We start from the raw sequence: 21,598 nt of genomic DNA on the forward strand, positions 1-21,598 counted from the left end.
GCTTCAGTACTTGCCCGTCAGCAACTCGCCCGCGTTGGGCACGCGCGCTTCCAGGTCCAGCACCTTCAGCATGCGATAGACGGTGGCCGCGGCCGCCGTCACCACCGGCAGACCCAGGCGGTCCTGCACCGGCTGAATCGACGCCAGGGACGGCATCTGCACGCAGGCGGACAGCACCACCGCGTCCACGCCGCGCGTGTTCAGGCGTTCCACGTGGCTGGCCGGCGCCATCGGATCCTGCGCGCCAACCTTCAGGTTGTCGGGAATCTCCAGCGACAGGCTGTCCTGCACCTCGATGCCTTCGTTCTCGATGTAGTCCACCACCAGCTTGGTCAGCGGCTTCATGTAGGGCGTCAGGATAGCGACCTTGCGCGCGCCGATGGCGTGCAGGCCCTCCACCAGCGCGCCTGCGCTGGAGATCACCGGCGCCGGCGCGCCGTTGTCCACCGTGGCCTGGTGCAGGCGTTCCTGCGAGACGCGGTGATAGCCGAGCCCTTGGCTCATGATCGCCACCAGGCAGGCATAGCCCAGCACGTCCACGCGCGCATCGGACAGTTCCTGTGCGCAACGGTCCGACTCCCGGTCCATCGACGCCAGTTCCGCCGCCGTCACCTGCTTCATGCGCATGCGGCTGGAATGGAAAGTGAAACGCTCCGGCGCGATGGTCTCGCGCAGGCGCAGCATGGCCGGGATTTCCGTTTCCATGGTGGTGTTGGAACTGGGGACGATCTGGCCGATGCGCAGGGCGCGGGGGGATGCGGTCATGGCGATGCTCCTCGAAAGGCGTAAGAGGGCCGGCCCGCGGCGGCGCGCGGGAACCCGGCAATGCGGAATACGGATGTCAGCCGGTGGCAGTGCCTGCGGCGGTGAGCGCTGGTCTCATGGCAGGTCCCCGGATGTTTGTCGTGTGCTCTATCGGCAAGGCTTATTCTGGTCGCCGGGAACGATATTTTCCAATATAGTTTTTATCTGGTTTGATATCTTTCCCAAATAACTGGCCGCCATGGAAATCCGCCAACTCCGTTATTTCGCCGTGCTGGCCGAAGAGCTGAACTTCACCCGGGCCGCCGCGCGCCTGCACATCTCGCAACCGCCGCTCAGCCTGCAGATCGCGCAGCTGGAGCGCGAACTCGAGGTCAAGCTGTTCGACCGCAACAACCGCCGCGTCACCCTGACCGAAGCCGGCGAAGCCTTTCTCAACGACGTGCGCGCGCTCCTCGCCAGCCTGAAGGACGCCACCGTCCGAGCCCGCGCCGTGGACCAGGGCCTGGCCGGCCGCATCGAGGTCGGCCTGTCCGGCTCGCACTTCATGGGCCCGGTACCCGCGCTGATCGCCCGCTACAAGGCCTCCCACCCCCAGGTCTCAGTCCTGCTCAACGAAATGAACCCCGCCGCGCAACTGGACGCGCTGCGCGGCCACCGCATCGACGTCAGCATCTCCCGCACCGCCGTCGACGACGAGGAACTACAGTCCATGCCCCTATGGCCCGATCCCGTCGTGGCCGTGCTCCCCAAGGGCCACCCTCTGTCCGCCCGCAAGCGGCTGGCGCTCGGCGACCTCGCCGGCGAGGCCTTCGTCATGCTGCGCCAGGACACCTCCGCCTTCGCCCGCACGCTGGCCGAAACCTGCGCCCGCGCCGGCCTGCCCCTGTCCGCCGCCCAAACCGTCGCCGAAGTCCCGGCCCAGCTGGCTCTGGTCGCCGCGGGCCTGGGGGTGGCCTTGGTGCCGCGTTCCACATGCCGCCATGCAACCGACCGCATTGCCGTTTGCACGCTGCCCGCCGACATCTCCCGCGCCATGGTCTACGCCGTCACGCGCCGGCAAGGCAGGAGACGCGCGCTGGATACGTTTCTGCAGACGGCGGCGCAGATGAAAGACGAATGATGACGACCATGCGGCCATCGCATGCGCTGCGAGACAGTCAAAGCAAGCCAGCCCCCTGCTGCGCGCAGCGCCATCACCAATCGCAAGACACCGCATAAGCCCCAGAAGGCCGCCCGCGCGGCCGCCCTGGGGCGAACCCCGCAAGATCTCGCCACCCACCCAGACCGAGGCGAGAACCCCAAGCAAACAACTCTTCCCAGCGCCCGCCGAGATTCAGACAGCACAGCCTGGCGCGGCGGCCCGGCCGGTGGCGCGGGGCGTCGATAAGCCCAAGGGAATCCGTAGGGAGCCGAAGGCGGACGAGGATGACGCAGGGGAAGTCCGGAGCGAACGCTCCGGACCGCAATCGTTGCCCCGCGCCACCGGCCGGGCCGCCGCGCCAGGCGGCCTTAAGAAACAAAAAGGGCCGTCCCAAATAGACGGCCCCCAAAGACGAACAAAGAAAGCACTCAGCCCGTCAACACACAATCCAAAGCCTCCGGCGCACCCAACCGCACCCGGAACTCCCTCAACTCATCCCGCCGGAACACATGCACAGTCACCCGATCCCCCACCCGGTACTGCGCCAGCAACAGTTCCAGCCCCGCCGGCGCATCCACCCGCAAGCCGTCCACCGCCACCAGCACATCCCCGGCGGACAACCCGCCCTTATGCCCCGCGCCGCCCTCCAGCACTGTCGCCAGCGCCAGCGATTCCCCCTGCTTGCGCGTACGCACATCCAGCGAAGGAATATTGGCCGCCGTCTTCCATTGCAGCTTGATGCCCTGCGGCTCCAGCAGTTCCGTCAGCGGCACATCCGCCGTCCCATAGGCATGGCGCGCGATGAAGCGCCGCGTATCCACGCCAGTGGCTTCACGAATCAGCGCCGGCAGTCCATCTTCCGGCAACCCTTGCGGCTTGCCCTGATAGAAATCGCGTCCATAGCGGCTCCAAAGCAAGCGCATCACATCATCCAGCGAGTGCGCGCCACCCGTTTCCCGGCGGATCAGCAGATCCAGTCCCAGTGCCACCAACGCGCCCTTGGTGTAATAGCTGACCAGCGCGTTCGGCGAATTTTCATCCTGCTTGTAATAGCGCGTCCAGGCATCGAACGAACTCTCCGCCACCGACTGCTTCAACCGGCCCGGCGTACGCGCCACGCTGGTGATGGTCTTGGCCAGCAGCCGCAGATAGTCAGGCTGCGTGATCGCGCCCGAGCGCAACAGCAGCAGATCGTCGTAATAGGACGTGAAGCCTTCGAATACCCACAGCAGACGCGTCAGATCCGGCTGCGAAAGATCGTAGGGCACGAAGGCTTCCGGCTTGATCCGCTTCACGTTCCAGGTATGGAAATACTCATGGCTTACCAGGCCCAGAAAGCCGCGATAGCCTTCGCCCTGGCCTTGCTGGCCCATCACCGGCAGATCCTTGCGGGCCGTCATCAGCGCCGTGCTGGCGCGATGCTCCAGGCCGCCATAGCCGTCGCCCGTCACCATGGTCATGAACACATAGCGGTCCGAGCTGTCCAGGAACGGCGCGCGCTTGCTGCGGGGCTCGAAGAACGCAATCTGCGTTTCGCAGATCTTGCGCACGTCTTCCGTGATCCGTGCCAGGTCCAGATTGGGTGCAACGCCCGTGAACACCAGTTCGTGTTCGGCGCCATGCGCCACGAAGCTCGAAACCTGTGGCGTGCCCATCTCCACCGGATGGTCGATCAGCGCGTCATAGTCCGGCGCCAGGTACAGCCCGAAACCGTGGCGGCGCGCAGCGCCCTTGTGGCCGCGCGCTTCAGGCAGGCTGGTGTAGACCTTCCAGCCCTGGATCGAGCGCGGCGGCGCCAGGTCCACCAGGCAGGGCAGATGGTCCTGGCCATGCACGCGCAGGAACACGCTGGTGCCGTTGAAAAAGCCGTGGGTTTCGTCCAGATGCGCGCCGCGCACCGACAGGTCCCAGGCGTAGACCTCGTACTCCACCCGCAGCGGACCCTCGCAGGGCGCGGCCTGCCAAGTGTGGTTGTCGATCTTCTCGACAGGCACGCGCCGCGTGCCCGAATAGGCCGCCAGCGATTCGATCTGGCGCGAGAAATCGCGGATCAGGTAGCTGCCCGGAATCCAGGCCGGCAGCGACAGGCGCTGGCCGTCGGGGGAGGGCGCGGCGATGCTTAGGGTTATCCGGTAGCGGTGTCCGGCCGGATCATGGGGCGCGAGGCGGTAAAGTAGCGGCAAAGCGTAGTCTTTTTCCATGGCCATATCTTACTTTCATACTTATTCGGAGACATCAATGAGCGAGTCGTTTGTGCTGGTCGAAACCCGGGGCCGCGTCGGCCTGCTGACGCTGAACCGTCCCAAGGCCCTGAACGCCTTGAACGATCAACTGATGGATGAGCTCGGCGCGGCCCTGCTGGCGTTCGAAGCGGACGCCGATATCGGCGCCGTGGTCATCACCGGCAGCGAAAAAGCCTTCGCCGCGGGCGCCGACATCGGCGCCATGAAAGACTGGTCCTACATGGACGTGTATGGCAGCGAATACATCACGCGCAACTGGGAAACCCTCAAGCGCATCCGTAAACCCGTGATCGCGGCCGTGGCCGGCTACGCCCTGGGCGGCGGCTGCGAACTGGCCATGATGTGCGACATCATCATCGCCGCCGACACCGCCAAGTTCGGCCAGCCCGAAATCAAGCTGGGCGTGATTCCGGGCGCGGGCGGCACCCAGCGCCTGCCGCGCGCGGTGGGCAAGGCCAAGGCCATGGACCTGGCGCTGACCGCCCGCATGATGGGCGCCGAGGAAGCGGAACGCGCCGGCCTGGTGTCGCGCGTGGTTCCGGCCGACAAGCTCATGGAAGAAGCCATGGACGCGGCCACCGTCATCGCCTCCATGTCCCTGCCGTCGGTCATGATGGCCAAGGAATGCGTCAACCGCGCCTTCGAAGGCTCGCTCAACGAAGGCCTGCTGTTCGAGCGCCGCGTGTTCCATTCGCTGTTTGCGACCGAAGACCAGAAGGAAGGCATGGCCGCCTTCACCGAGAAGCGCAAACCGGACTTCAAACACCGTTAATCCTTGTTACGCCCGGGCGGCCTGTCCGGGTGCACCAGGATCCGCCCCGCGCGCCCTCCCAGGGCGCGTTTTTTTGCGCGCTTCCAGGCCCATGAGCGGAGTTGCGCCTTGAAACGGTTCGGCAGCACCTTGTTGCAGAGTTCGGCCCTATCCTGAAAAAGCGTCACCGCGAGGTGCCGCGCCAGAGAGGCTTGCCCGAACTGGCAAGCCCGGCGCGGCGGCTCGCTTGCAGACAAAATCAATAAGGAGCCTTGCATGCGTACATCCATCGCTACCCGCCGCTGGTCCGCCGCGGTCCTTGCTGGCGCACTGAGCGCCTGCTTCGTCACCGCCGCCCAGGCGCAATCGCCGCGGCCTACTTTGCGCCTGGTGTCCGAGACGCCGTACCCGGCCGCCTCCGCGCCCGCGGCGCAGATGAGCGAGCAAGAGCTGCGCGACATCGCCATCGACGCCTATGTCTATGCTTATCCGATGGTGCTGATGGAGTTGGCCCGCCGCAAGGCCACCGCCGTGCAGACGCCGCTGGACGGCAAGGCGCCGGTGAACCAGTTCGGCCACAAGGCCGCCTTCCCCGATCCGCGCGCAGGCGACGTGCCCTGGCCCAGCGCCGACGCGCTCTATTCCAGCCTCTGGTTCGACGTGTCGCGCGCCCCGCTGATCGTGAACCTGCCCGCGACCGGCGACCGCTATATGGTGTTGTCGGCGTTGGACATGTGGAGCGACGTATTCGCCTCGCGCGGCACGCGCACCAACGGCAACGGCGCTCAGTCGTTCGCCATCGTCGGCCCAGGCTGGCAGGGTAGCGTGCCCCCCGGCATGGACGTGATCCACAGCCCTACGGCCACCGGCTGGTTGATCGGCTGGACCCAGGCGGGCGGTCCGCAGGACTACGCGGCCGTCAATCAGATCCAGGCCGGCATGACCGCCAGCCCAATGGCCGCGCCCGTGCTCGCCAGGCCCGCTGCCAACCGCGGTTCCCGCAGCGCCTATCCGCAAACGGGGCCCGGCGTGGGTTCGGCGCCGATCGGCAGCGACCTGCCGCCGCCTATGCCCGTGACGGTGCCCGACGGCACGCCGGCCGAACAGGCGGCCGGCATGGACGCCGCCTCGTTCTTCACGCTGTTCTTCGACGTGATGCGCAGCAACCCGCCGCATGCCAACGACACGCCCATTCTGGACCGCATGCGCCGCATCGGCCTGGACAGCCGCCAGCCGTTCTCGTATGGCCGCCTGAGTCCGGCCGTGCAGCAGGCGCTGGCGCAGGCCCAGCCGTTGGCCGGCCGGCGCATCGCTGATGGCGTGTCGCGCCTGGGTACGCCCATGAACGGCTGGAGCACCGTGCTGTCCGGCATCGGTACTTATGGCACCGACTACACGCGCCGCGCCGCCATCGCCTATGCCGGCCTGGGCGCGCCGACGCCGGAAGACGTGCTGTACCCGGTCACGGTGTCCGACTCCAAGGGCCGCGCGCTGAATTCCGATGAAGACTATGTATTGCACTTCGACAAGGGGCAGTTGCCGCCGGTCAACGCTTTCTGGTCGCTGCACGTCTATGACGACAAGCACGGCTTCGCCGACAATCCGGCCAACCGCTACGTACTGCGCAGCACCGATGGCCTGAAGTACAACGCCGACGGTTCGCTGGACATCTACATCCAGCGCCGCGATCCCGGCGAGCGCAAGCGCTCGAACTGGATCGCCACCCCGGCCGCCGATGCGCCGTTCCTGCTCAGCATGCGCCTGTATTCGCCGCAGGATACGGCGTTGGACGGACTGTGGGCGCCGCCGCCGGTCAAGGAGGATTGATCCTGGTTTGATGGTATAAAGCGCGGCCTCCATGACGGAGGCCGCGGTTCATTGAGCAGGGTTTGCGCAGCATGCTGCGAGGGGTGATTCGCGTCCCTAATTTCGGCCGATCCAAGCGTTGTTTGCGCCTTACAAACGGCCGAAAGTTCATTTGCTAGGGTAAAAAGAATCACGCTATACTCTGCGGGTTTGACGCTTGCGGGATAAGAACACGTAGCGGCTGACAAGTAGCGGGCACGGTGTTGATGAGCCTTTTGAAATCAACGACTTGGCGCCGGCTATGGGGGCAGCTACGGGCAGCGAGACGCGCCGGTTCTGATAGGGGCAAAGAAGCAAAGCGAGGAAGTTTGATGCAACAGAACTCCATGCAGCATGAAGTGCGGCAGGGTCCGGTTGACGGTCAGGGTCAGCAGCAAGCAATGTTTGACCACGACATGACGGATAAAGTTCTGGTTCTCAGTGACGCGGATCGCGCGGCGCTGAATGCTCAAGCTAGCCGCGGGCTCCTGTTGGCATTGGCAGCGCAAGGTGCCATGGGGCTCGCAGCAGCAGTAATTGCGGGGGTTGTCGGAGGGGCGGCGGCAGGTTGGTCGGCGCTGGCGGGGGCGGGAGCGTATTTCATTCCCAATGCGTTGTTCGCATTGCGCCTGGCTGTCAGCGTACGGGCCGGTAAGGCCAGTCCCTTTACCTTTCTCTCTGGTGAGTTGATCAAGTTGTTCGCAACGGCGCTGCTGTTGTGGCTGCTTTCGCGTGTGACGCAGGATAGCCTCGTATGGCCTGCCGCGTTGCTCGGTCTGATACTCACATTGAAGGGCTATCTCCTGCTCTTGATGTTCCGCAAGTTGTCATAGCGCCGAGCAGGTTTACGGCAAACGAAATCGTGGAATCGTCCGGTTCGCAAGGGCCGGGCACAGCAAATAGGGTAGGATTCAAATGGCTGCTGCCAGCGACGTGTCGCCTCAGTCCGCGTATATTCAGCACCACCTGGTGCATCTGAACAATACGGGTGAGAAACAGAGCGCTATCGCTCAGTTCGACATCATCAACTACGACTCGTTGTTCTGGTCGGGCCTGATGGGTCTGATCGTCATTTTCTTCCTGTGGCGCGCTGCGCGCCGCGCCACCAGTGGCGTGCCGGGCCGTTTCCAGGCCTTCGTGGAAATGATCGTCGACATGGTCGACGACCAGGCCAAGGGCATCGTCCACAACGCCAAGAGCCGTCTTTTCATTGCCCCGCTGGCGCTCACCGTGTTCCTCTGGATCATCCTGATGAACGCGCTGGACCTGCTGCCCGTCGACCTGCTGCCCTCCATCTGGCGCCTGACCGGCCTGGGCGCTGAGCACGGCGATCCGCTCTACTACCACCGCATTCTGCCGACCGCCGACCTGAACGTGCCGATGGGCATGTCGCTGGGCGTGCTGCTGCTGATGTTCTACTACGGCATCAAGATCAAGCACCCGGGCGGCTTCGTCAAGGAACTGTTCACCGCGCCGTTCCACGCGCACGGCATCGGCGCCATCGTGCTGGCCCCGTTCAACCTGCTGCTGAACCTGATCGAATACGCCGCCAAGTCCGTGTCGCTGGGCATGCGGTTGTTCGGCAACATGTTCGCCGGCGAACTGATTTTCATGCTAATCGCCCTGCTGGGCGGCGCCTGGACCGGCTTCAACGGCGCCAGCATCGGCCTGGGCATCGGCCACATCCTGGCCGGCTCCATCTGGGCGATCTTCCACATCCTGATCGTTCTGCTGCAGGCCTTCATCTTCATGATGCTGACGCTGGTGTACCTCGGCCAGGCTCACGAAGGCCACTGATCCCCCGAATTTCCCATGCTGGCCACCCGGCCAGCATGGGATAGCAAGATTATCTTGCATTGAGCAGTACCCCTTATTTTTCAATTTTTGACTTCAGATTTCTAACCAAGGAGTTGTCATGACCAACGTCGCTTTCGTTGCCCTCGCTTGCGGTCTTATCATCGGTCTGGGCGCTATCGGCGCTTGCATCGGCATCGCACTGATGGGCGGCAAGTATCTGGAAGCCTCGGCTCGTCAGCCTGAACTGATGAACGCTCTGCAAACGAAGATGTTCCTGCTGGCTGGCCTGATCGACGCGGCATTCCTGATCGGCGTGGGTATCGCCATGCTGTTCGCCTTCGCCAACCCGTTCGTCGGCTAAGGCACCGCCCGCCGGCGAAAAGGCGGGTCATGACGCTGGCGGCGATGTGGGTGCAAGCTCCGTCGCCGACTAGCAAAGTATCGAGTGCTCCGTGACGCCCCTTTCCGGGTGCGGTCGGAGCCGCAAGGTGTTAAAGGAACGACCGTGAATCTGAACGCGACGATCATTTTCCAGATGCTCGTGTTCTTCGTTCTTGGCTGGTTCACGATGAAATTCGTGTGGCCTCCCCTGACGAAGGCGATGGACGAGCGCCGCCAGAAAATCGCCGACGGCCTGGCCGCCGCCGAGAAGGGCAAAGCCGATTTGGCTCAAGCCCAGGCGCGCGTCAGTCTGATCGAGGCTTCTGCCAAGTCCGAAAACCACGCCCGCATCATCGAGGCCGAGAAGCAAGCCGCCTCCCTGATCGAGCAGGCCCGCCGTGAAGCGGAAGCCGAACGCGCCCGCATCGTGGCGCAGGCTGCCCAGGATGCCGCGCAGGAAGTCCAGCGCGCCCGCGACCTGCTGCGCGACGACGTCGCTGCGCTGGCCGTCAAGGGTGCTGAACAGATCCTCAAGCGCGAGGTTGACGCCCGCGCACACGCCGAGCTGCTCAACCAGCTTCGCGCGCAGCTTTAATCCGGGACCGTCATGGCTGAACTTTCCACTGTTGCCCGGCCCTACGCTGAAGCGCTCTTCAGCGCGGCGCGCGACGACCGCGCCGGCTTGCCGGCCTGGTCCGATCTGGTCAGCGAACTGGCTCAGGTCGCCTCCAACCCCGACGTGCGCGAGGCCATGGCCGACCCGCGTCTGGGCGACAAGCAGCGCGTCGAGCTGTTCTCCGGCCTGGTAAAGGCCGAACTGCCTCAAGCCGCCCGCAATTTCATCGAGCTGCTGGTCGAAAACGACCGGCTGCTGCTGCTGCCCGACATCGCCGCGCAATTCGCGGTGCTGCGGAATCGTCACGACGGCACGGCGCAGGCGGAAATTACCAGCGCGTTCGAAATGAGCGATGCCCAGGTCAAAGAACTGGTCAGCGCGCTCGAACAAAAATTCGGCCTCAAGCTCAAGCCCAGCGTCACCGTTGATCCGTCGCTGATCGGCGGCGTGCGCGTGGCCGTCGGTGACCAGGTGCTCGATACTTCCGTACAAGCCCAATTGGCCCGCATGCGCGATCAGCTCGCCGCTTAAGGCAACTAACAGGATTCCAGGAGTCAATATGCAACTCAATCCCTCCGAGATCAGCGAACTGCTCAAGAGCCGCATCGAGGGCCTGGGCGCTTCGGCTGATGTCCGTACTCAGGGCACCGTCGTGTCCGTGACCGACGGTATTACCCGCATCCACGGCTTGTCCGACGTGATGCAGGGCGAAATGCTCGAATTCCCCAACAACGTTTTCGGTCTGGCGCTCAACCTCGAGCGTGATTCCGTCGGCGCCGTTATTCTCGGCGACTACACCGGCGTTTCCGAAGGCGACCAGGTCAAGACGACCGGCCGCATTCTGGAAGTTCCGGTCGGTCCCGAACTGAAAGGCCGCGTGGTCAACACGCTGGGCGAGCCGATCGACGGCAAGGGCCCGGTCAACGCCAAGGCCACCGACATCATCGAAAAAGTGGCGCCTGGCGTTATCGCCCGCCGCTCGGTGTCGCAGCCGCTGCAAACCGGCATCAAGGCTATCGACTCGATGGTGCCGATCGGCCGCGGCCAGCGCGAACTGATCATTGGCGACCGCCAGACCGGCAAGACCGCCGTCGCTGTCGACACGATCATCAGCCAGAAGGGCAAGGGCGTCACCTGCGTGTACGTCGCTATCGGCCAGAAGGCTTCGACGATCAACAACGTGGTGCGCAAGCTGGAAGAGCACGGCGCGATGGAATACACCATCGTCGTGGCCGCTTCGGCCTCCGACTCGGCCGCCATGCAGTACCTGGCCGCCTACGCCGGCTGCACGATGGGCGAATACTTCCGCGACCGCGGCGAAGACGCCCTGATCGTTTATGACGACCTGACCAAGCAAGCCTGGGCCTATCGCCAAGTGTCGCTGCTGCTGCGCCGTCCGCCGGGCCGTGAAGCCTACCCGGGCGACGTGTTCTACCTGCACTCGCGCCTGCTGGAACGCGCTGCCCGCGTGAACGAAGAGTACGTCGAGAAGTTCACCAACGGCGCCGTCAAGGGCAAGACCGGCTCGCTGACCGCGCTGCCGATCATCGAAACCCAGGCAGGCGACGTGTCGGCCTTCGTTCCGACCAACGTGATCTCGATCACCGACGGCCAGATCTTCCTGGAAACCGACCTGTTCAACGCCGGTGTCCGCCCCGCAATCAACGCCGGTATCTCGGTGTCGCGTGTGGGTGGCGCTGCTCAGACCAAGGTCGTCAAGAAGCTGTCCGGCGGTATCCGTACCGACTTGGCGCAGTACCGTGAACTGGCCGCCTTCGCGCAGTTCGCTTCCGACCTGGACGACGCGACCCGTCGCCAGCTGGAACGCGGCAAGCGCGTGGTGGAACTGCTCAAGCAGCCGCAATACCAGCCGCTGCAAGTGTGGGAACTGGCCGTCACGCTGTACACGGTCAACAACGGCTACCTGGATGAAGTGGACGTGGCCCAAGTGCTGTCGTTCGAGAAGTCGCTGAAGGATCAACTGAAGGCCAAGCATGCGGCCCTGATCCAGCGCATCGAAGACACCAAGGAACTGTCCAAGGATGACGAAGCCGAATTGGCCGCCGCCATCCAGGAATTCAAGAAGCACGGTGCTTTTTAAGAAAGTGATGGGTTAGGCGTCCGCGACGCCTCACCCATCCTTCCCGGATGGATGAGGCGCCAGCGGAACCCATCGGCCAGTCTTCACAGGAAAGCGCAATGCCCGGAATTAAGGAAATCCGAACCAAGATCAAGAGCGTGCAAAACACGCGCAAGATCACCAAGGCGATGGAAATGGTCGCCGCATCCAAGATGCGCAAGGCGCAGGAGCGGATGCGTGCTGGCCGTCCGTATGCCACCAAGGTGCGCGAGATTGCTGCGCACCTGATGCAGGCCAACCCCGAGTACAGCCACCCGTACCTGGTCGAACGCGAAGTCAAGGCGGTCGGCGTGATCATGGTCACGACCGACAAGGGCCTGTGCGGCGGCTTGAACACCAACATCACCCGCGTGACGTTGGGCAAGCTGAAAGAGTTCGAGAAGAACGGCATCGCCGTGCAAGCGACCGCTTTCGGCAACAAGGGCGTGGGCGTGCTGACCCGCATCGGCGCCAAACTGGTTTCCCAGGAAGTGCAACTGGGCGACAAGCCGCAACTCGACCGCCTGCTGGGCGCGATCAAGGTGCAGCTGGACGCCTACCTGGAAGGCCGCATCGACGCGCTGTACGTGGCCTCGACCCGCTTCGTCAACACGATGAAGCAGGAGCCGTTGTTCTTGCGCCTGCTGCCTCTGGCCAGCGGTTTGGATGATCCGTACCAGACGGGCGCTGATAGCCTGGCCAAGACCTCGGAAGTGAAGTCGGACTACAGCTGGGATTACATCTACGAACCCGACGCCCGTAGCGTGATCGACGACCTGCTGCAGCGTTACGTTGAAGGCCTGCTGTACCAAGCCGTGGCCGAGAACATGGCTTCGGAGCAGTCGGCCCGGATGGTCGCCATGAAGGCGGCGTCGGACAACGCCAAGAAGGTCATCGGCGATCTGCAACTGGTCTACAACAAGACCCGTCAGGCCGCGATCACCAAAGAAATTTCGGAAATCGTAGGGGGCGCTGCCGCCGTTTGAGGCAGGCAGCATCCCGTCAAAAGCTATCAAGCAAGGAATCGACATGAGCAACGGAACCATCGTTCAGTGCATCGGCGCCGTGGTGGATATTCAGTTCCCCCGCGATCAAATGCCCAAGATCTACGAAGCGCTTACCCTGGCCGACGAGGGTTCCTCGTTCGCCGAAAAGGGTCTGACGCTGGAAGTGCAGCAACAGCTGGGCGACGGCGTGGTGCGTACCATTGCGCTGGGCTCCAGCGACGGCCTGCGCCGCGGCATGAAGGTCACCGGCACGGGCGCCCCGATCTCGGTGCCCGTCGGCACCGGCACGCTGGGCCGCATCATGGACGTGCTGGGTCGTCCCATCGACGAAGCCGGCCCGATCCAGCACGACGAAAAGCGTGGCATTCACCAAGCGGCTCCCCGTTTCGACGAGCTGTCGCCGTCGGTGGAACTGCTGGAAACCGGCATCAAGGTTATTGACCTGGTTTGCCCGTTCGCCAAGGGCGGCAAGGTCGGCCTGTTCGGCGGCGCCGGCGTGGGCAAGACCGTCAACATGATGGAACTGATCAACAACATCGCCAAGCAGCACAGCGGCTTGTCGGTGTTCGCCGGCGTGGGCGAGCGTACCCGCGAAGGCAACGACTTCTACCACGAAATGGAAGAGTCGAACGTTCTGGACAAGGTTGCGATGGTGTTCGGTCAGATGAACGAACCCCCGGGCAACCGTCTGCGCGTGGCGCTGACCGGCCTGACCATGGCCGAGAAGTTCCGCGACGAAGGCCGCGACATCCTGTTCTTCGTGGACAACATCTACCGCTACACCCTGGCCGGTACCGAAGTGTCGGCACTGCTGGGCCGTATGCCGTCGGCAGTGGGCTACCAGCCCACGCTGGCCGAAGAAATGGGCAAGCTGCAAGAGCGCATCACGTCGACCAAGACCGGCTCGATCACCTCGATCCAGGCCGTGTACGTCCCTGCGGACGACTTGACCGACCCGTCGCCTGCCACGACCTTCCAGCACTTGGACTCCACCGTCGTGCTGTCGCGTGACATCGCCGCCCTGGGTATCTACCCGGCCGTGGACCCGCTGGATTCGTCCAGCCGCCAGCTCGACCCGCAAGTCGTGGGCGAAGAGCACTACGCCGTGGCCCGTGGCGTGCAGCAAACGCTGCAGCGCTACAAGGAACTGCGCGACATCATCGCGATTCTGGGCATGGACGAACTGTCGCCGGAAGACAAGCAGGCCGTGGCCCGCGCCCGTAAGATCCAGCGCTTCCTGTCGCAGCCGTTCCACGTTGCAGAAGTGTTCACCGGTTCGCCCGGCAAGTACGTTCCGCTGGCCGAAACCATCCGTGGTTTCAAGATGATCGTGAACGGCGAGTGCGATGCGCTGCCGGAACAGGCCTTCTACATGGTCGGCTCGATCGACGAGGCCTTCGAGAAGGCCAAGAAACTGCAATAAGGAACCGATATGGCTACCCTGCATGTGGATGTCGTCAGCGCAGAGGAAGCGATCTTCTCCGGTGAGGCGAAGTTCGTGGTGCTGCCTGGCGAAGCGGGTGAACTGGGCATTCTGCCCGGCCACACCCCGCTGATTTCGCGCATACGCCCCGGGACGGTCAAGATCGTTCGTGCCGACCAAGGCGAGGAAAACATCTTCGTCGCCGGGGGCATTCTGGAAGTGCAGCCGGGCAGCGTGACGGTTCTGGCCGACACGGCTATCCGTGCCGCCGACCTGGACGAAGCCCGCGCCCTGGAAGCGCGCCAGAAGGCCGAACAGGCCCTGGCCAACGCCAAGGACAAGGCGGACATCGCCGTGGTCGAAGCGGAACTCGCCATGCTGGCTGCGCAAGCCATCGCGGCGCGCAAGCTGCGCCAAGGCGGCCGTTCGCACTAAGCGGCGAAGCTGTGCCCCGGGGTTCGCCCCGGAATCGAAAGAAGCGGCCTCAGGGCCGCTTTTTTCATGCCTGTTTTTCATTGCCGAGTGAAGGTCCGCCGTCCTTTGTGCGGGCCGCAATGCGATCACTACGAATAGCTGCACGCCGGTTGCAACAGTAGCCTTCAATCTTCCTAGTCAAGCGTAGGGGGAAGCGTGCGAGAAGTCCTGGATTGCGGGGTATTGCTGGCGCCCGGCCATGATGGGCCGATGCGCGATCTGGTCGCGCTGCACCCGGCCAGGCAGACGCGCGTGCGGCTCCATCTGGTGTCGCTGAGTCCGGTGCGCTATGCGACCGCGGGCATGGCGGCGCGCGATGCCGTGTCAGGCGCGCAGACCGACGCCGACGCGCAGGCCGACAGCCAGGAAGCGGACGTGCAGGCGCTGGCCCGGCTGGCGGTGGCGCTCAGGCGCTACGACTGCTGCATCCTGCCGGTGGCGCCATCATCGCTCGCCTGGACGCGCATGGCGCTGCAACAGGCGGGCAGCGCATTGAGCACGCCGGTGCTGTTGCTGATCTCCGATGTGAAGGCGCCCGCGATCGAAGACCTGCTGAGACTGGGCGCGTCGGATTTCATCATGCAGCCGGCCTGCCTGGAAAGCATGCGGGTGCGGCTTGGCCGCCTGGCCGGCGCGGCGCACGGGCGTGGCGCGGCGCGGGCGGATATCCGCGAGCCCACGACGGCTTATCGCGAGGCGCGGATGGAACTGGGCGCGGACGGGGCGCCGAGGCTCGCTGCGTTGCACGCCCGGGTGCCACAGGATCTGGTAGAGCAAACCTTGTCGGGCATGCGCAAACCGCATCCGCGGCCTGCGCATGAATCCTTCCGCATCGCGAAGGCGCGGGTGGTGGACGGCTTCGAGCGCGACTATATCCGGCTTGCGCTGTCGCGCCATGGCGGCAACGTGGCGCAGGCGGCGCGGGCTTGCTGCAAGCACCGGCGGGCGTTCTGGGCGCTGATGCGCAAGCACGGCATCGAGGCGGCGCCGTACCGGCAGGCCGCGCAGGAGCGGGGGGCCTGAAGCGACGGACCTGCCGGCGGTCGGTCGACGCACGGCCAGCGGGCGGGGCGCCGCGCGCGCCGCCTTGCCCCTGAAAGCGCCCCGCTTGCGCGCGGGCAAGTCCGGCGCAGAGCCTGGCTGCGACTTGTCAGCCAGGGGAAGTAAAATCACGGCTTCCGATCATCGAGGATAGTCGTGTCTGCTTCCGTACTGAAGAACGATGTGTTCTTGCGCTCGCTGCTGCGCGAGCCCGTGCCCTATACCCCGATCTGGCTGATGCGCCAGGCCGGCCGCTACCTGCCTGAATACCGCCAGACGCGGGCCCGCGCAGGTTCCTTCATGGGCCTCGCTCAGAACCCGGACTACGCCTCGGAAGTCACGCTGCAGCCGCTGGAGCGTTTCGACCTGGATGCGGCCATTCTGTTCTCGGACATCCTGACGGTGCCGCACGCCATGGGCCTGGGCCTGGACTTCGCCGAAGGCGAGGGCCCGCGCTTCGCCCGTCCGGTGCGTACCGAAGAAGACGTGGCGCGCCTGGAAGTGCCGGACATGGACAAGCTGCGCTATGTATTCGATGCCGTGCGCACGATCCGGCGCGACCTGGACGGCAAGGTGCCGCTGATCGGCTTTGCCGGCAGTCCCTGGACCATCGCCTGCTACATGGTGGAAGGCCAGGGCAGCGACGACTATCGCCTGATCAAGACGATGCTGTATGCGCGTCCCGACCTGCTGCACCGCATCCTCGAAATCAACGCCGAAGCCACGCTGCAGTACTTGAACGCGCAGATCGCCGCCGGCGCCCAAGCCGTGATGCTGTTCGACAGCTGGGGCGGCGTGCTGGCCGACGGGCTGTTCCAGCAGTTTTCGCTGGCCTACACCCGCAAGGTCGTGGCCGGGCTGACCCGCGAACACGAAGGCCGCCGCGTGCCGGCCATCGTCTTCACCAAGGGCGGCGGCCAGTGGCTGGAACAGATCGCCGCTTGCGGCGCCGATGCCGTGGGCCTGGACTGGACGGTGGATCTGGCCGCCGCGCGGCGCCGCACCGGGGACTCGGTCGCGTTCCAGGGCAACCTCGACCCCATGGCCTTGTTCGGTGGCGGACCCGCCATCCGTGCCGAGGCGCGGCGCGTGCTGGACGCGTTCGGACCGGTCGGCAAGGGCGGCCATGTGTTCAACCTGGGCCACGGCATATCCCGCTTTACTCCGCCAGAAGCCGTAGCCGAATTGGTTGATGAAGTCCACCAGCACAGCCGTTCGCTGCGAGGGTAAGTGAGTGGACGCTTCGGTCTACAGGGCCGGAGCAGGAGGGTCCCTGATGACACTTGTGCACAGCAAGATTGCCCTCGGGGAAAACCCTTTAGATGCTAGTTTACAATCTCGGAAGCTCTCATAAGTCATTGTTTTAAATGGTGAAATGAGAGTTTTCAACAAGATTTCGCAAGTTTGCGCAATCTTGTCAAATTCCAATTTCCGATGTTGCTCCTGCCTTTTCCCCAAAGTTATCCACAGGCGGAAAATGGAGCGCGCCGGCATCATCCGGGATCATCCTTCTACATGCTCCGTCCTAGCACCCATGTCTGAAACGCTGTCGAACACGACCCCCGCGGTCTGCTGGGTGCGGGTGGCGCTGGACGTGCCCCTGCCGGGTCCGTTCGACTACCGCAGCGACGCGCCGGTGATGGTGGGCCTGCGGGTCATCGTGCCGTTCGGCCGCCGCAAGCTGATCGGCGTTGTGGTGGACAACCCGGCGGAGCCGTCCTTCGACCCCAAGCAGATCCGGCCGATCGAAGAGGTGCTGGATGACCTGCCGCCCTTCGACGAGGACTGGCTGCGCCTGGCCCGCTTTGCCGCTGACTACTACCAGCGGCCGCTGGGCGAGGTGATGCTGCCCACGCTGCCGCCGCCGCTGCGCAAGCCCACGGCCTACCAGGGCAAGCGCTCGGCGGGCGGACCCGTGGCGCGCCTGGACGGGCGCAAGCGCAAGACGGCGCGCGCGCCGGCCCAGGCCGACCAGCCGCCGGAGCTCAACGACGCCCAGCGCGAGGCGGTGGACGCCATAGGCGCGCTGGACGGGTTCAAGCCCGTGTTGCTGCACGGGGTGACGGGCAGCGGCAAGACCGAGGTGTACCTGCGCGCGGCCGAAAGGGTGCTGGCGGCGGGACGCCAAGTGTTGCTGATGGTGCCCGAAATCAACCTGACGCCGCAGCTCGAAGGCGCGCTGCGCGCGCGCCTGGAGGCACTCGTTGGACCGGACGGTCTGGCCGTCATGCATAGCGGCCTGTCCGATGGCGAACGCTTGCAGGCCTGGACCCGCGCCCAGCGCGGCGAGGCCCGCATGCTGCTGGGCACGCGCATGTCGGTGTTCGCGCCCTTGAGCCAGCTGGGCCTGATCGTGGTGGACGAGGAGCACGACGCGTCCTACAAGCAGCAGGACGGCTTGCGCTATTCGGCGCGCGACCTGGCGGTGTGGCGCGCCCATGACCTGAATATTCCAGTAGTGCTGGGGTCGGCCACGCCGTCCCTGGAGACCTGGCAGCATGCCGAGCGCGGGCGCTACCTGCGCCTGACCCTGCCGGGCCGGGCGCGCGCCAGCAGCCTGCCGTCCATGCGCCTGATCGACACGCGGCGCCTGCAACTGAAGCAGGGCATGTCGCCGCAACTGCTGGATGCCATCGGACAGCGCCTGGAACGCAAGGAACAGTCCCTCATCTTCCTGAACCGCCGCGGCTATTCGCCGGTGCTGCATTGCCAGTCCTGCGCGTGGGTCAGCAATTGCCCGCGCTGCACTGCATTTACCGTCCTGCACCGTACCGACGGCCGCGGCCATCGCCTGCAGTGCCATCACTGCGGCTACCAGGCCCCGGTGCCGCGCGCTTGTCCCGAATGCGGCGACCAGGACCTGGCGCCCATGGGGCGCGGCACGCAGCGGGTGGAAGAACATCTGGCGGAATTGTTTCCCGAGGCGCGCATCCTGCGCATCGACGCCGACAGCACGCGCAAGAAGGGCAGCGCCGAAGCGCTGTTCGCCTCGGTGCATGCCGGCGAGGTGGACATCCTGGTGGGCACGCAGATGGTGGCCAAGGGCCACGACTTCGCGCGCCTGGGATTGGTGGGCGTGCTGAATGCGGATTCCATGTTGTTCGCGCATGACTTCCGCGCGCCCGAGCGCCTGTTCGCGCAGTTGATGCAGGTGGCGGGCCGCGCCGGCCGCCATCAAGGCAACGGCGAGGTGCTGATACAGACCAACTACCCCGAGCAGCCGGTCTATCAGGCGCTGCTGCGGCATGACTACGCGGGCTTTGCCCGCCATGCCCTGCACGAGCGGGAAAGCACCGGCCTGCCGCCTTTCGTTTACCAGGCCCTGCTGACCGCGGAGGCGCGCGAGCTGAAGGTGGCGCTGGAATTCCTGGAGCGGGCGCGGGCCTTGCCCGAGGGTGAATGGGCGGCCGATTTTCCAGGCCTGGACGCCATCATGCTGTACGACCCGGTGCCGCTGCGCGTGGTGCGCGTGGCCAATATCGAGCGCGCCCAGTTGCTGGCGGAAAGCAGCAGCCGGCCGGCTTTGCAGGCCTTCCTGGCGTCCTGGTCGCACCACCTGCCGTACCTGGCCAACGAGGCCCGCGTGCGCTGGCAACTGGAAGTCGATCCGTTGGAAATCTGATCGGCTGCGGCCGGGGCCAATGCGCCGTCGATCCGATTGTTCTATGATCTTTCTCCTCTATCGCGCCGGCGCGGCAGGCCCGCCGTGGCGGCTGCGCCCGTCCCCTTTTTCTCGCGTGTTACCGGCCCGCTGACGGGCGGCCGCAAGCTCCGTGCTTGCTGGCCGCAGCTTCAATGCGGCCGCCGCGATGCATGATCACCTGACTCGAATGTCCGCCAGCGAACCTATAGCCCAAGGCATGAACCCCGCTCAACGCGAAGCGGTGCTGTACCTGGACGGCCCCTGCCTGGTGCTGGCCGGCGCCGGCAGCGGCAAGACGCGCGTGATCACGCAGAAGATCGCCTACCTGCTGCGCGAGTGCGGCTATATGGGGCGCAACGTGGTGGCGCTGACCTTCACCAACAAGGCCGCGCGCGAGATGGACGAACGCGTGAAGACCCTGGTGGATCGCAAGCTGTCCAAGGGCCTGATCATCAGCACCTTCCATTCGCTGGGCGTGAAGATGCTGCGCGAGGAAGCGCGCAACGCGGGCCTGAAGCCGACGTTTTCGATCCTGGACGCCGACGATGCCATGGCCATCATCCAGGAACTCTTGAACACGACCGACAAGGCCCGCCTGCGCCACGTGCAGGGCATCATCTCGCTGTGGAAGAACGGCTTGATGGAACCGGACGATGCCGCGCGCGAAGCCATCACGCCGGCCGACGTGGAGGCGGCCAACGTCTACCGCAGCTACGCCGCCACGCTGGCCGCCTACCAGGCGGTGGACTTCGACGACCTGATCCGCATCCCCGCGCTGCTGCTGGCCAACAACGAAGAAGTGCGCACCCGCTGGCAGAACCGCGTGCGTTATCTGCTGGTGGACGAATACCAGGACACCAACGTGTGCCAGTACCGCCTGGTGCAGCTCCTGACGGGTTCGCGCGCCATGTTCACGGCGGTGGGCGATGACGACCAGGCGATCTACGCCTGGCGTGGCGCAACCATCGAGAACCTGGCCAAGCTGACCACCGACTACCCCAACATCAAGCTCATCAAGCTGGAGCAGAACTACCGGTCGGTGCAGCGCATCCTGGCGGCCGCAAACCAGGTGATTGAAAAGAACCCCAAGCTGTTCGACAAGAAGCTGTGGTCCGATCTGGGCGTGGGCGAACCCATCCTGGTATCGGCCATGGACGGCGAGGAGCAGGAGGCCGAATCCATCGCCATGAAGGTGTCGGCTTCGCGCTTCGAGCGCCAGGCGCAGTGGAAGGATTTTGCCATCCTGTACCGCAGCAATCATCAATCGCGCATCCTGGAACAGGCGCTGCGCAACCTGAAGATCCCGTACACGATCTCGGGCGGGCAGAGTTTCTTCGACAAGACCGAAGTGCGCGACGTGCTGGCCTATCTGCGCATCCTGGCCAACGACGACGACGATCCGGCCTTCATCCGCGCGGCCACCACGCCCAAGCGCGGCATCGGCCAGGCCACCTTGCAGACGCTGGGGCAGTACGCCGCAAGCCGCGAGCTGTCGCTGCTGGCGGCCGTGGCCGAGACTGGCCTGGAAAGCCTGCTGGCGCCACGGCAGCTGGAGCCGCTGCGCACCTTCACCGAGTTCATCCGCCGCATGCAATGGCGCGCGGGCCGTGGCGCGGCCGATGCGAAGGACGCCGCGGCGTCCGAGCCCGCGGGCGTGCTGCTGGACGATCTGCTGGAAGCCATCCAGTACGAACGCCATCTGTACGAGCTGTTCGAAGAGCGGCCCGCGCAGACGCGCTGGCAGAACGTGCTGGAGCTGACCGGATGGCTCAAGCGCAAGGCCGAAGAAGACAACATGACGCTCTTCGACCTGGTGCAGCATGTGGCGCTGGTCACCATGCTGGAGCGCGGCGAGGAAGAAGAGCCCGATGCGGTGAAGATGTCCACCCTGCATGCTTCCAAGGGGCTGGAGTATCCGCACGTGTACCTCGCGGGCGTCGAGGAAGGCTTGCTGCCGCACCTGGGCAAGGATGACGAGGTCGGCGATCCGGCGCGCGCGGCCGAGAACCTGGCTTCGCGCATCCAGGAAGAGCGCCGGCTCATGTACGTGGGCATCACGCGCGCGCAGCGCAGCCTGAACCTGAGCTGGTGCAAGCGCCGCCGCCGCGCGCGCGAAGACCTGGTGCGCGAGCCTTCGCGCTTCATCGAGGAAATGGGCCTGGGCGATGTGCGCATGCAGGAAGACGCGGCCACCGCTGCAATGAATCCCAAGGAGCGCATGGCCATGCTCAAGGCGTTGCTGAAGAAATAGGGGCGGGGCGGCGGCTTGTGGAAAGCCGCGGCCTGCTCCTACACTGGACTGCGCCCGCCCCGCCGTCCAGGGCGCGGCAATTCCGTGGATCGAAGGAGCGC

19 protein-coding genes are annotated in these 21,598 nt (G+C 65.0%); 16 read left to right on the forward strand and 3 right to left on the reverse strand.

Annotated features, from left to right (window positions below; translation table 11 throughout):
• Positions 1–3 precede the first annotated feature (3 nt).
• Positions 4–765 carry a maleate cis-trans isomerase family protein gene (locus tag AC1RHV_RS14670; protein ID WP_054455202.1) on the reverse strand — a complete coding sequence of 254 codons (762 nt, stop codon included), beginning with the start codon at positions 763–765 and terminating at the stop codon, positions 4–6.
• 238 nt (positions 766–1,003) lie between these two features.
• Between AC1RHV_RS14670 and AC1RHV_RS14675 the strand changes: the two genes are divergently transcribed.
• On the forward strand, positions 1,004–1,885 hold the full coding sequence (locus tag AC1RHV_RS14675) for a LysR substrate-binding domain-containing protein (protein ID WP_054455200.1): 882 nt from the start codon (positions 1,004–1,006) through the stop codon (positions 1,883–1,885).
• 449 nt (positions 1,886–2,334) lie between these two features.
• On the opposite strand, the gene AC1RHV_RS14680 is transcribed toward AC1RHV_RS14675, so the two are convergent.
• Positions 2,335–4,113 carry a M61 family metallopeptidase gene (locus AC1RHV_RS14680; protein ID WP_492301176.1) on the reverse strand — a complete coding sequence of 593 codons (1,779 nt, stop codon included), beginning with the start codon at positions 4,111–4,113 and terminating at the stop codon, positions 2,335–2,337.
• Between the two features lie 31 nt (positions 4,114–4,144).
• On the opposite strand from AC1RHV_RS14680, the gene AC1RHV_RS14685 reads away from it, so the two are divergent.
• Positions 4,145–4,921 (forward strand): enoyl-CoA hydratase, encoded by a 777-nt coding sequence (locus tag AC1RHV_RS14685; protein ID WP_054455195.1) that lies wholly within the window; start codon positions 4,145–4,147, stop codon positions 4,919–4,921.
• Here the strand turns inward: AC1RHV_RS14685 and AC1RHV_RS14690 are convergent.
• Positions 4,918–5,178 (reverse strand): hypothetical protein, encoded by a 261-nt coding sequence (locus AC1RHV_RS14690; protein WP_119452131.1) that lies wholly within the window; start codon positions 5,176–5,178, stop codon positions 4,918–4,920. The genes AC1RHV_RS14685 and AC1RHV_RS14690 overlap by 4 nt on opposite strands.
• Here AC1RHV_RS14690 and AC1RHV_RS14695 point away from each other — a divergent pair.
• From AC1RHV_RS14695 to AC1RHV_RS14760, 14 genes are all read left to right on the forward strand, one after another.
• Positions 5,177–6,727: a DUF1254 domain-containing protein gene (locus AC1RHV_RS14695; protein ID WP_119452132.1), complete on the forward strand. Its 1,551-nt coding sequence runs from the start codon at positions 5,177–5,179 to the stop codon at positions 6,725–6,727. The two genes, AC1RHV_RS14690 and AC1RHV_RS14695, sit on opposite strands and share 2 nt — an antisense overlap.
• A 434-nt stretch (positions 6,728–7,161) precedes the next feature.
• Positions 7,162–7,578, forward strand: a complete 417-nt coding sequence (locus AC1RHV_RS14700; RefSeq protein WP_367648175.1) for an ATP synthase subunit I — start codon at positions 7,162–7,164, stop codon at positions 7,576–7,578.
• A gap of 82 nt (positions 7,579–7,660) precedes the next feature.
• Positions 7,661–8,542, forward strand: coding sequence for a F0F1 ATP synthase subunit A (gene atpB / locus AC1RHV_RS14705; RefSeq protein ID WP_054455191.1), 882 nt, complete (start codon positions 7,661–7,663; stop codon positions 8,540–8,542).
• A 118-nt stretch (positions 8,543–8,660) separates the two neighbouring features.
• Positions 8,661–8,903, forward strand: a complete 243-nt coding sequence (gene atpE, locus AC1RHV_RS14710) for a F0F1 ATP synthase subunit C (RefSeq protein ID WP_003815363.1) — start codon at positions 8,661–8,663, stop codon at positions 8,901–8,903.
• 144 nt (positions 8,904–9,047) lie between these two features.
• Positions 9,048–9,518: a F0F1 ATP synthase subunit B gene (locus tag AC1RHV_RS14715; RefSeq protein WP_013391129.1), complete on the forward strand. Its 471-nt coding sequence runs from the start codon at positions 9,048–9,050 to the stop codon at positions 9,516–9,518.
• A 12-nt stretch (positions 9,519–9,530) separates the two neighbouring features.
• The gene (locus AC1RHV_RS14720) at positions 9,531–10,070 is read left to right on the forward strand and encodes a F0F1 ATP synthase subunit delta (RefSeq protein WP_054455189.1); all 540 of its coding nucleotides are present in this window, start codon (positions 9,531–9,533) and stop codon (positions 10,068–10,070) included.
• A 28-nt stretch (positions 10,071–10,098) separates the two neighbouring features.
• On the forward strand, positions 10,099–11,640 hold the full coding sequence (atpA, locus tag AC1RHV_RS14725) for a F0F1 ATP synthase subunit alpha (protein ID WP_054455187.1): 1,542 nt from the start codon (positions 10,099–10,101) through the stop codon (positions 11,638–11,640).
• Between the two features lie 98 nt (positions 11,641–11,738).
• Positions 11,739–12,644, forward strand: a complete 906-nt coding sequence (atpG, locus tag AC1RHV_RS14730; RefSeq protein WP_054455186.1) for a F0F1 ATP synthase subunit gamma — start codon at positions 11,739–11,741, stop codon at positions 12,642–12,644.
• Positions 12,645–12,687: 43 nt separating this feature from the next.
• Positions 12,688–14,088, forward strand: coding sequence for a F0F1 ATP synthase subunit beta (gene atpD / locus AC1RHV_RS14735; RefSeq protein ID WP_054455184.1), 1,401 nt, complete (start codon positions 12,688–12,690; stop codon positions 14,086–14,088).
• 9 nt (positions 14,089–14,097) lie between these two features.
• Positions 14,098–14,523 (forward strand): F0F1 ATP synthase subunit epsilon, encoded by a 426-nt coding sequence (locus AC1RHV_RS14740; RefSeq protein ID WP_013391134.1) that lies wholly within the window; start codon positions 14,098–14,100, stop codon positions 14,521–14,523.
• A 249-nt stretch (positions 14,524–14,772) separates the two neighbouring features.
• Entirely contained in the window at positions 14,773–15,585 is an 813-nt protein-coding gene (locus tag AC1RHV_RS14745) for a helix-turn-helix domain-containing protein (protein ID WP_492301763.1), read from the forward strand.
• 174 nt (positions 15,586–15,759) lie between these two features.
• On the forward strand, positions 15,760–16,833 hold the full coding sequence (gene hemE, locus AC1RHV_RS14750) for a uroporphyrinogen decarboxylase (protein WP_054455182.1): 1,074 nt from the start codon (positions 15,760–15,762) through the stop codon (positions 16,831–16,833).
• Between the two features lie 304 nt (positions 16,834–17,137).
• Complete coding sequence (locus AC1RHV_RS14755) at positions 17,138–19,225, forward strand: primosomal protein N' (protein ID WP_492301178.1); 2,088 nt, start codon at positions 17,138–17,140, stop codon at positions 19,223–19,225.
• A gap of 208 nt (positions 19,226–19,433) precedes the next feature.
• The gene (locus tag AC1RHV_RS14760; protein ID WP_175212785.1) at positions 19,434–21,497 is read left to right on the forward strand and encodes a UvrD-helicase domain-containing protein; all 2,064 of its coding nucleotides are present in this window, start codon (positions 19,434–19,436) and stop codon (positions 21,495–21,497) included.
• The last annotated feature ends 101 nt before the right edge of the window (positions 21,498–21,598 follow it).

This window comes from Achromobacter sp. GW823-FHT04E03, assembly GCF_058796095.1.

Bases quoted from the DNA above. Each gene is read 5' to 3' on its own strand.
- AC1RHV_RS14700 (WP_367648175.1), top strand. From the start codon at position 7,162: ATGACGGATAAAGTTCTGGTTCTCAGTGACGCGGATCGCGCGGCGCTG.
- atpD (WP_054455184.1), top strand. From the start codon at position 12,688: ATGAGCAACGGAACCATCGTTCAGTGCATCGGCGCCGTGGTGGATATT.
- AC1RHV_RS14740 (WP_013391134.1), top strand. From the start codon at position 14,098: ATGGCTACCCTGCATGTGGATGTCGTCAGCGCAGAGGAAGCGATCTTC.
- AC1RHV_RS14755 (WP_492301178.1), top strand. From the start codon at position 17,138: ATGTCTGAAACGCTGTCGAACACGACCCCCGCGGTCTGCTGGGTGCGG.
- AC1RHV_RS14690 (WP_119452131.1), bottom strand. From the start codon at position 5,178: ATGCAAGGCTCCTTATTGATTTTGTCTGCAAGCGAGCCGCCGCGCCGG.
- AC1RHV_RS14720 (WP_054455189.1), top strand. From the start codon at position 9,531: ATGGCTGAACTTTCCACTGTTGCCCGGCCCTACGCTGAAGCGCTCTTC.
- atpG (WP_054455186.1), top strand. From the start codon at position 11,739: ATGCCCGGAATTAAGGAAATCCGAACCAAGATCAAGAGCGTGCAAAAC.
- atpA (WP_054455187.1), top strand. From the start codon at position 10,099: ATGCAACTCAATCCCTCCGAGATCAGCGAACTGCTCAAGAGCCGCATC.
- AC1RHV_RS14760 (WP_175212785.1), top strand. From the start codon at position 19,434: ATGTCCGCCAGCGAACCTATAGCCCAAGGCATGAACCCCGCTCAACGC.
- AC1RHV_RS14685 (WP_054455195.1), top strand. From the start codon at position 4,145: ATGAGCGAGTCGTTTGTGCTGGTCGAAACCCGGGGCCGCGTCGGCCTG.
- AC1RHV_RS14745 (WP_492301763.1), top strand. From the start codon at position 14,773: ATGCGCGATCTGGTCGCGCTGCACCCGGCCAGGCAGACGCGCGTGCGG.
- atpB (WP_054455191.1), top strand. From the start codon at position 7,661: ATGGCTGCTGCCAGCGACGTGTCGCCTCAGTCCGCGTATATTCAGCAC.
- AC1RHV_RS14695 (WP_119452132.1), top strand. From the start codon at position 5,177: ATGCGTACATCCATCGCTACCCGCCGCTGGTCCGCCGCGGTCCTTGCT.
- AC1RHV_RS14670 (WP_054455202.1), bottom strand. From the start codon at position 765: ATGACCGCATCCCCCCGCGCCCTGCGCATCGGCCAGATCGTCCCCAGT.
- AC1RHV_RS14680 (WP_492301176.1), bottom strand. From the start codon at position 4,113: ATGGCCATGGAAAAAGACTACGCTTTGCCGCTACTTTACCGCCTCGCG.
- atpE (WP_003815363.1), top strand. From the start codon at position 8,661: ATGACCAACGTCGCTTTCGTTGCCCTCGCTTGCGGTCTTATCATCGGT.
- AC1RHV_RS14675 (WP_054455200.1), top strand. From the start codon at position 1,004: ATGGAAATCCGCCAACTCCGTTATTTCGCCGTGCTGGCCGAAGAGCTG.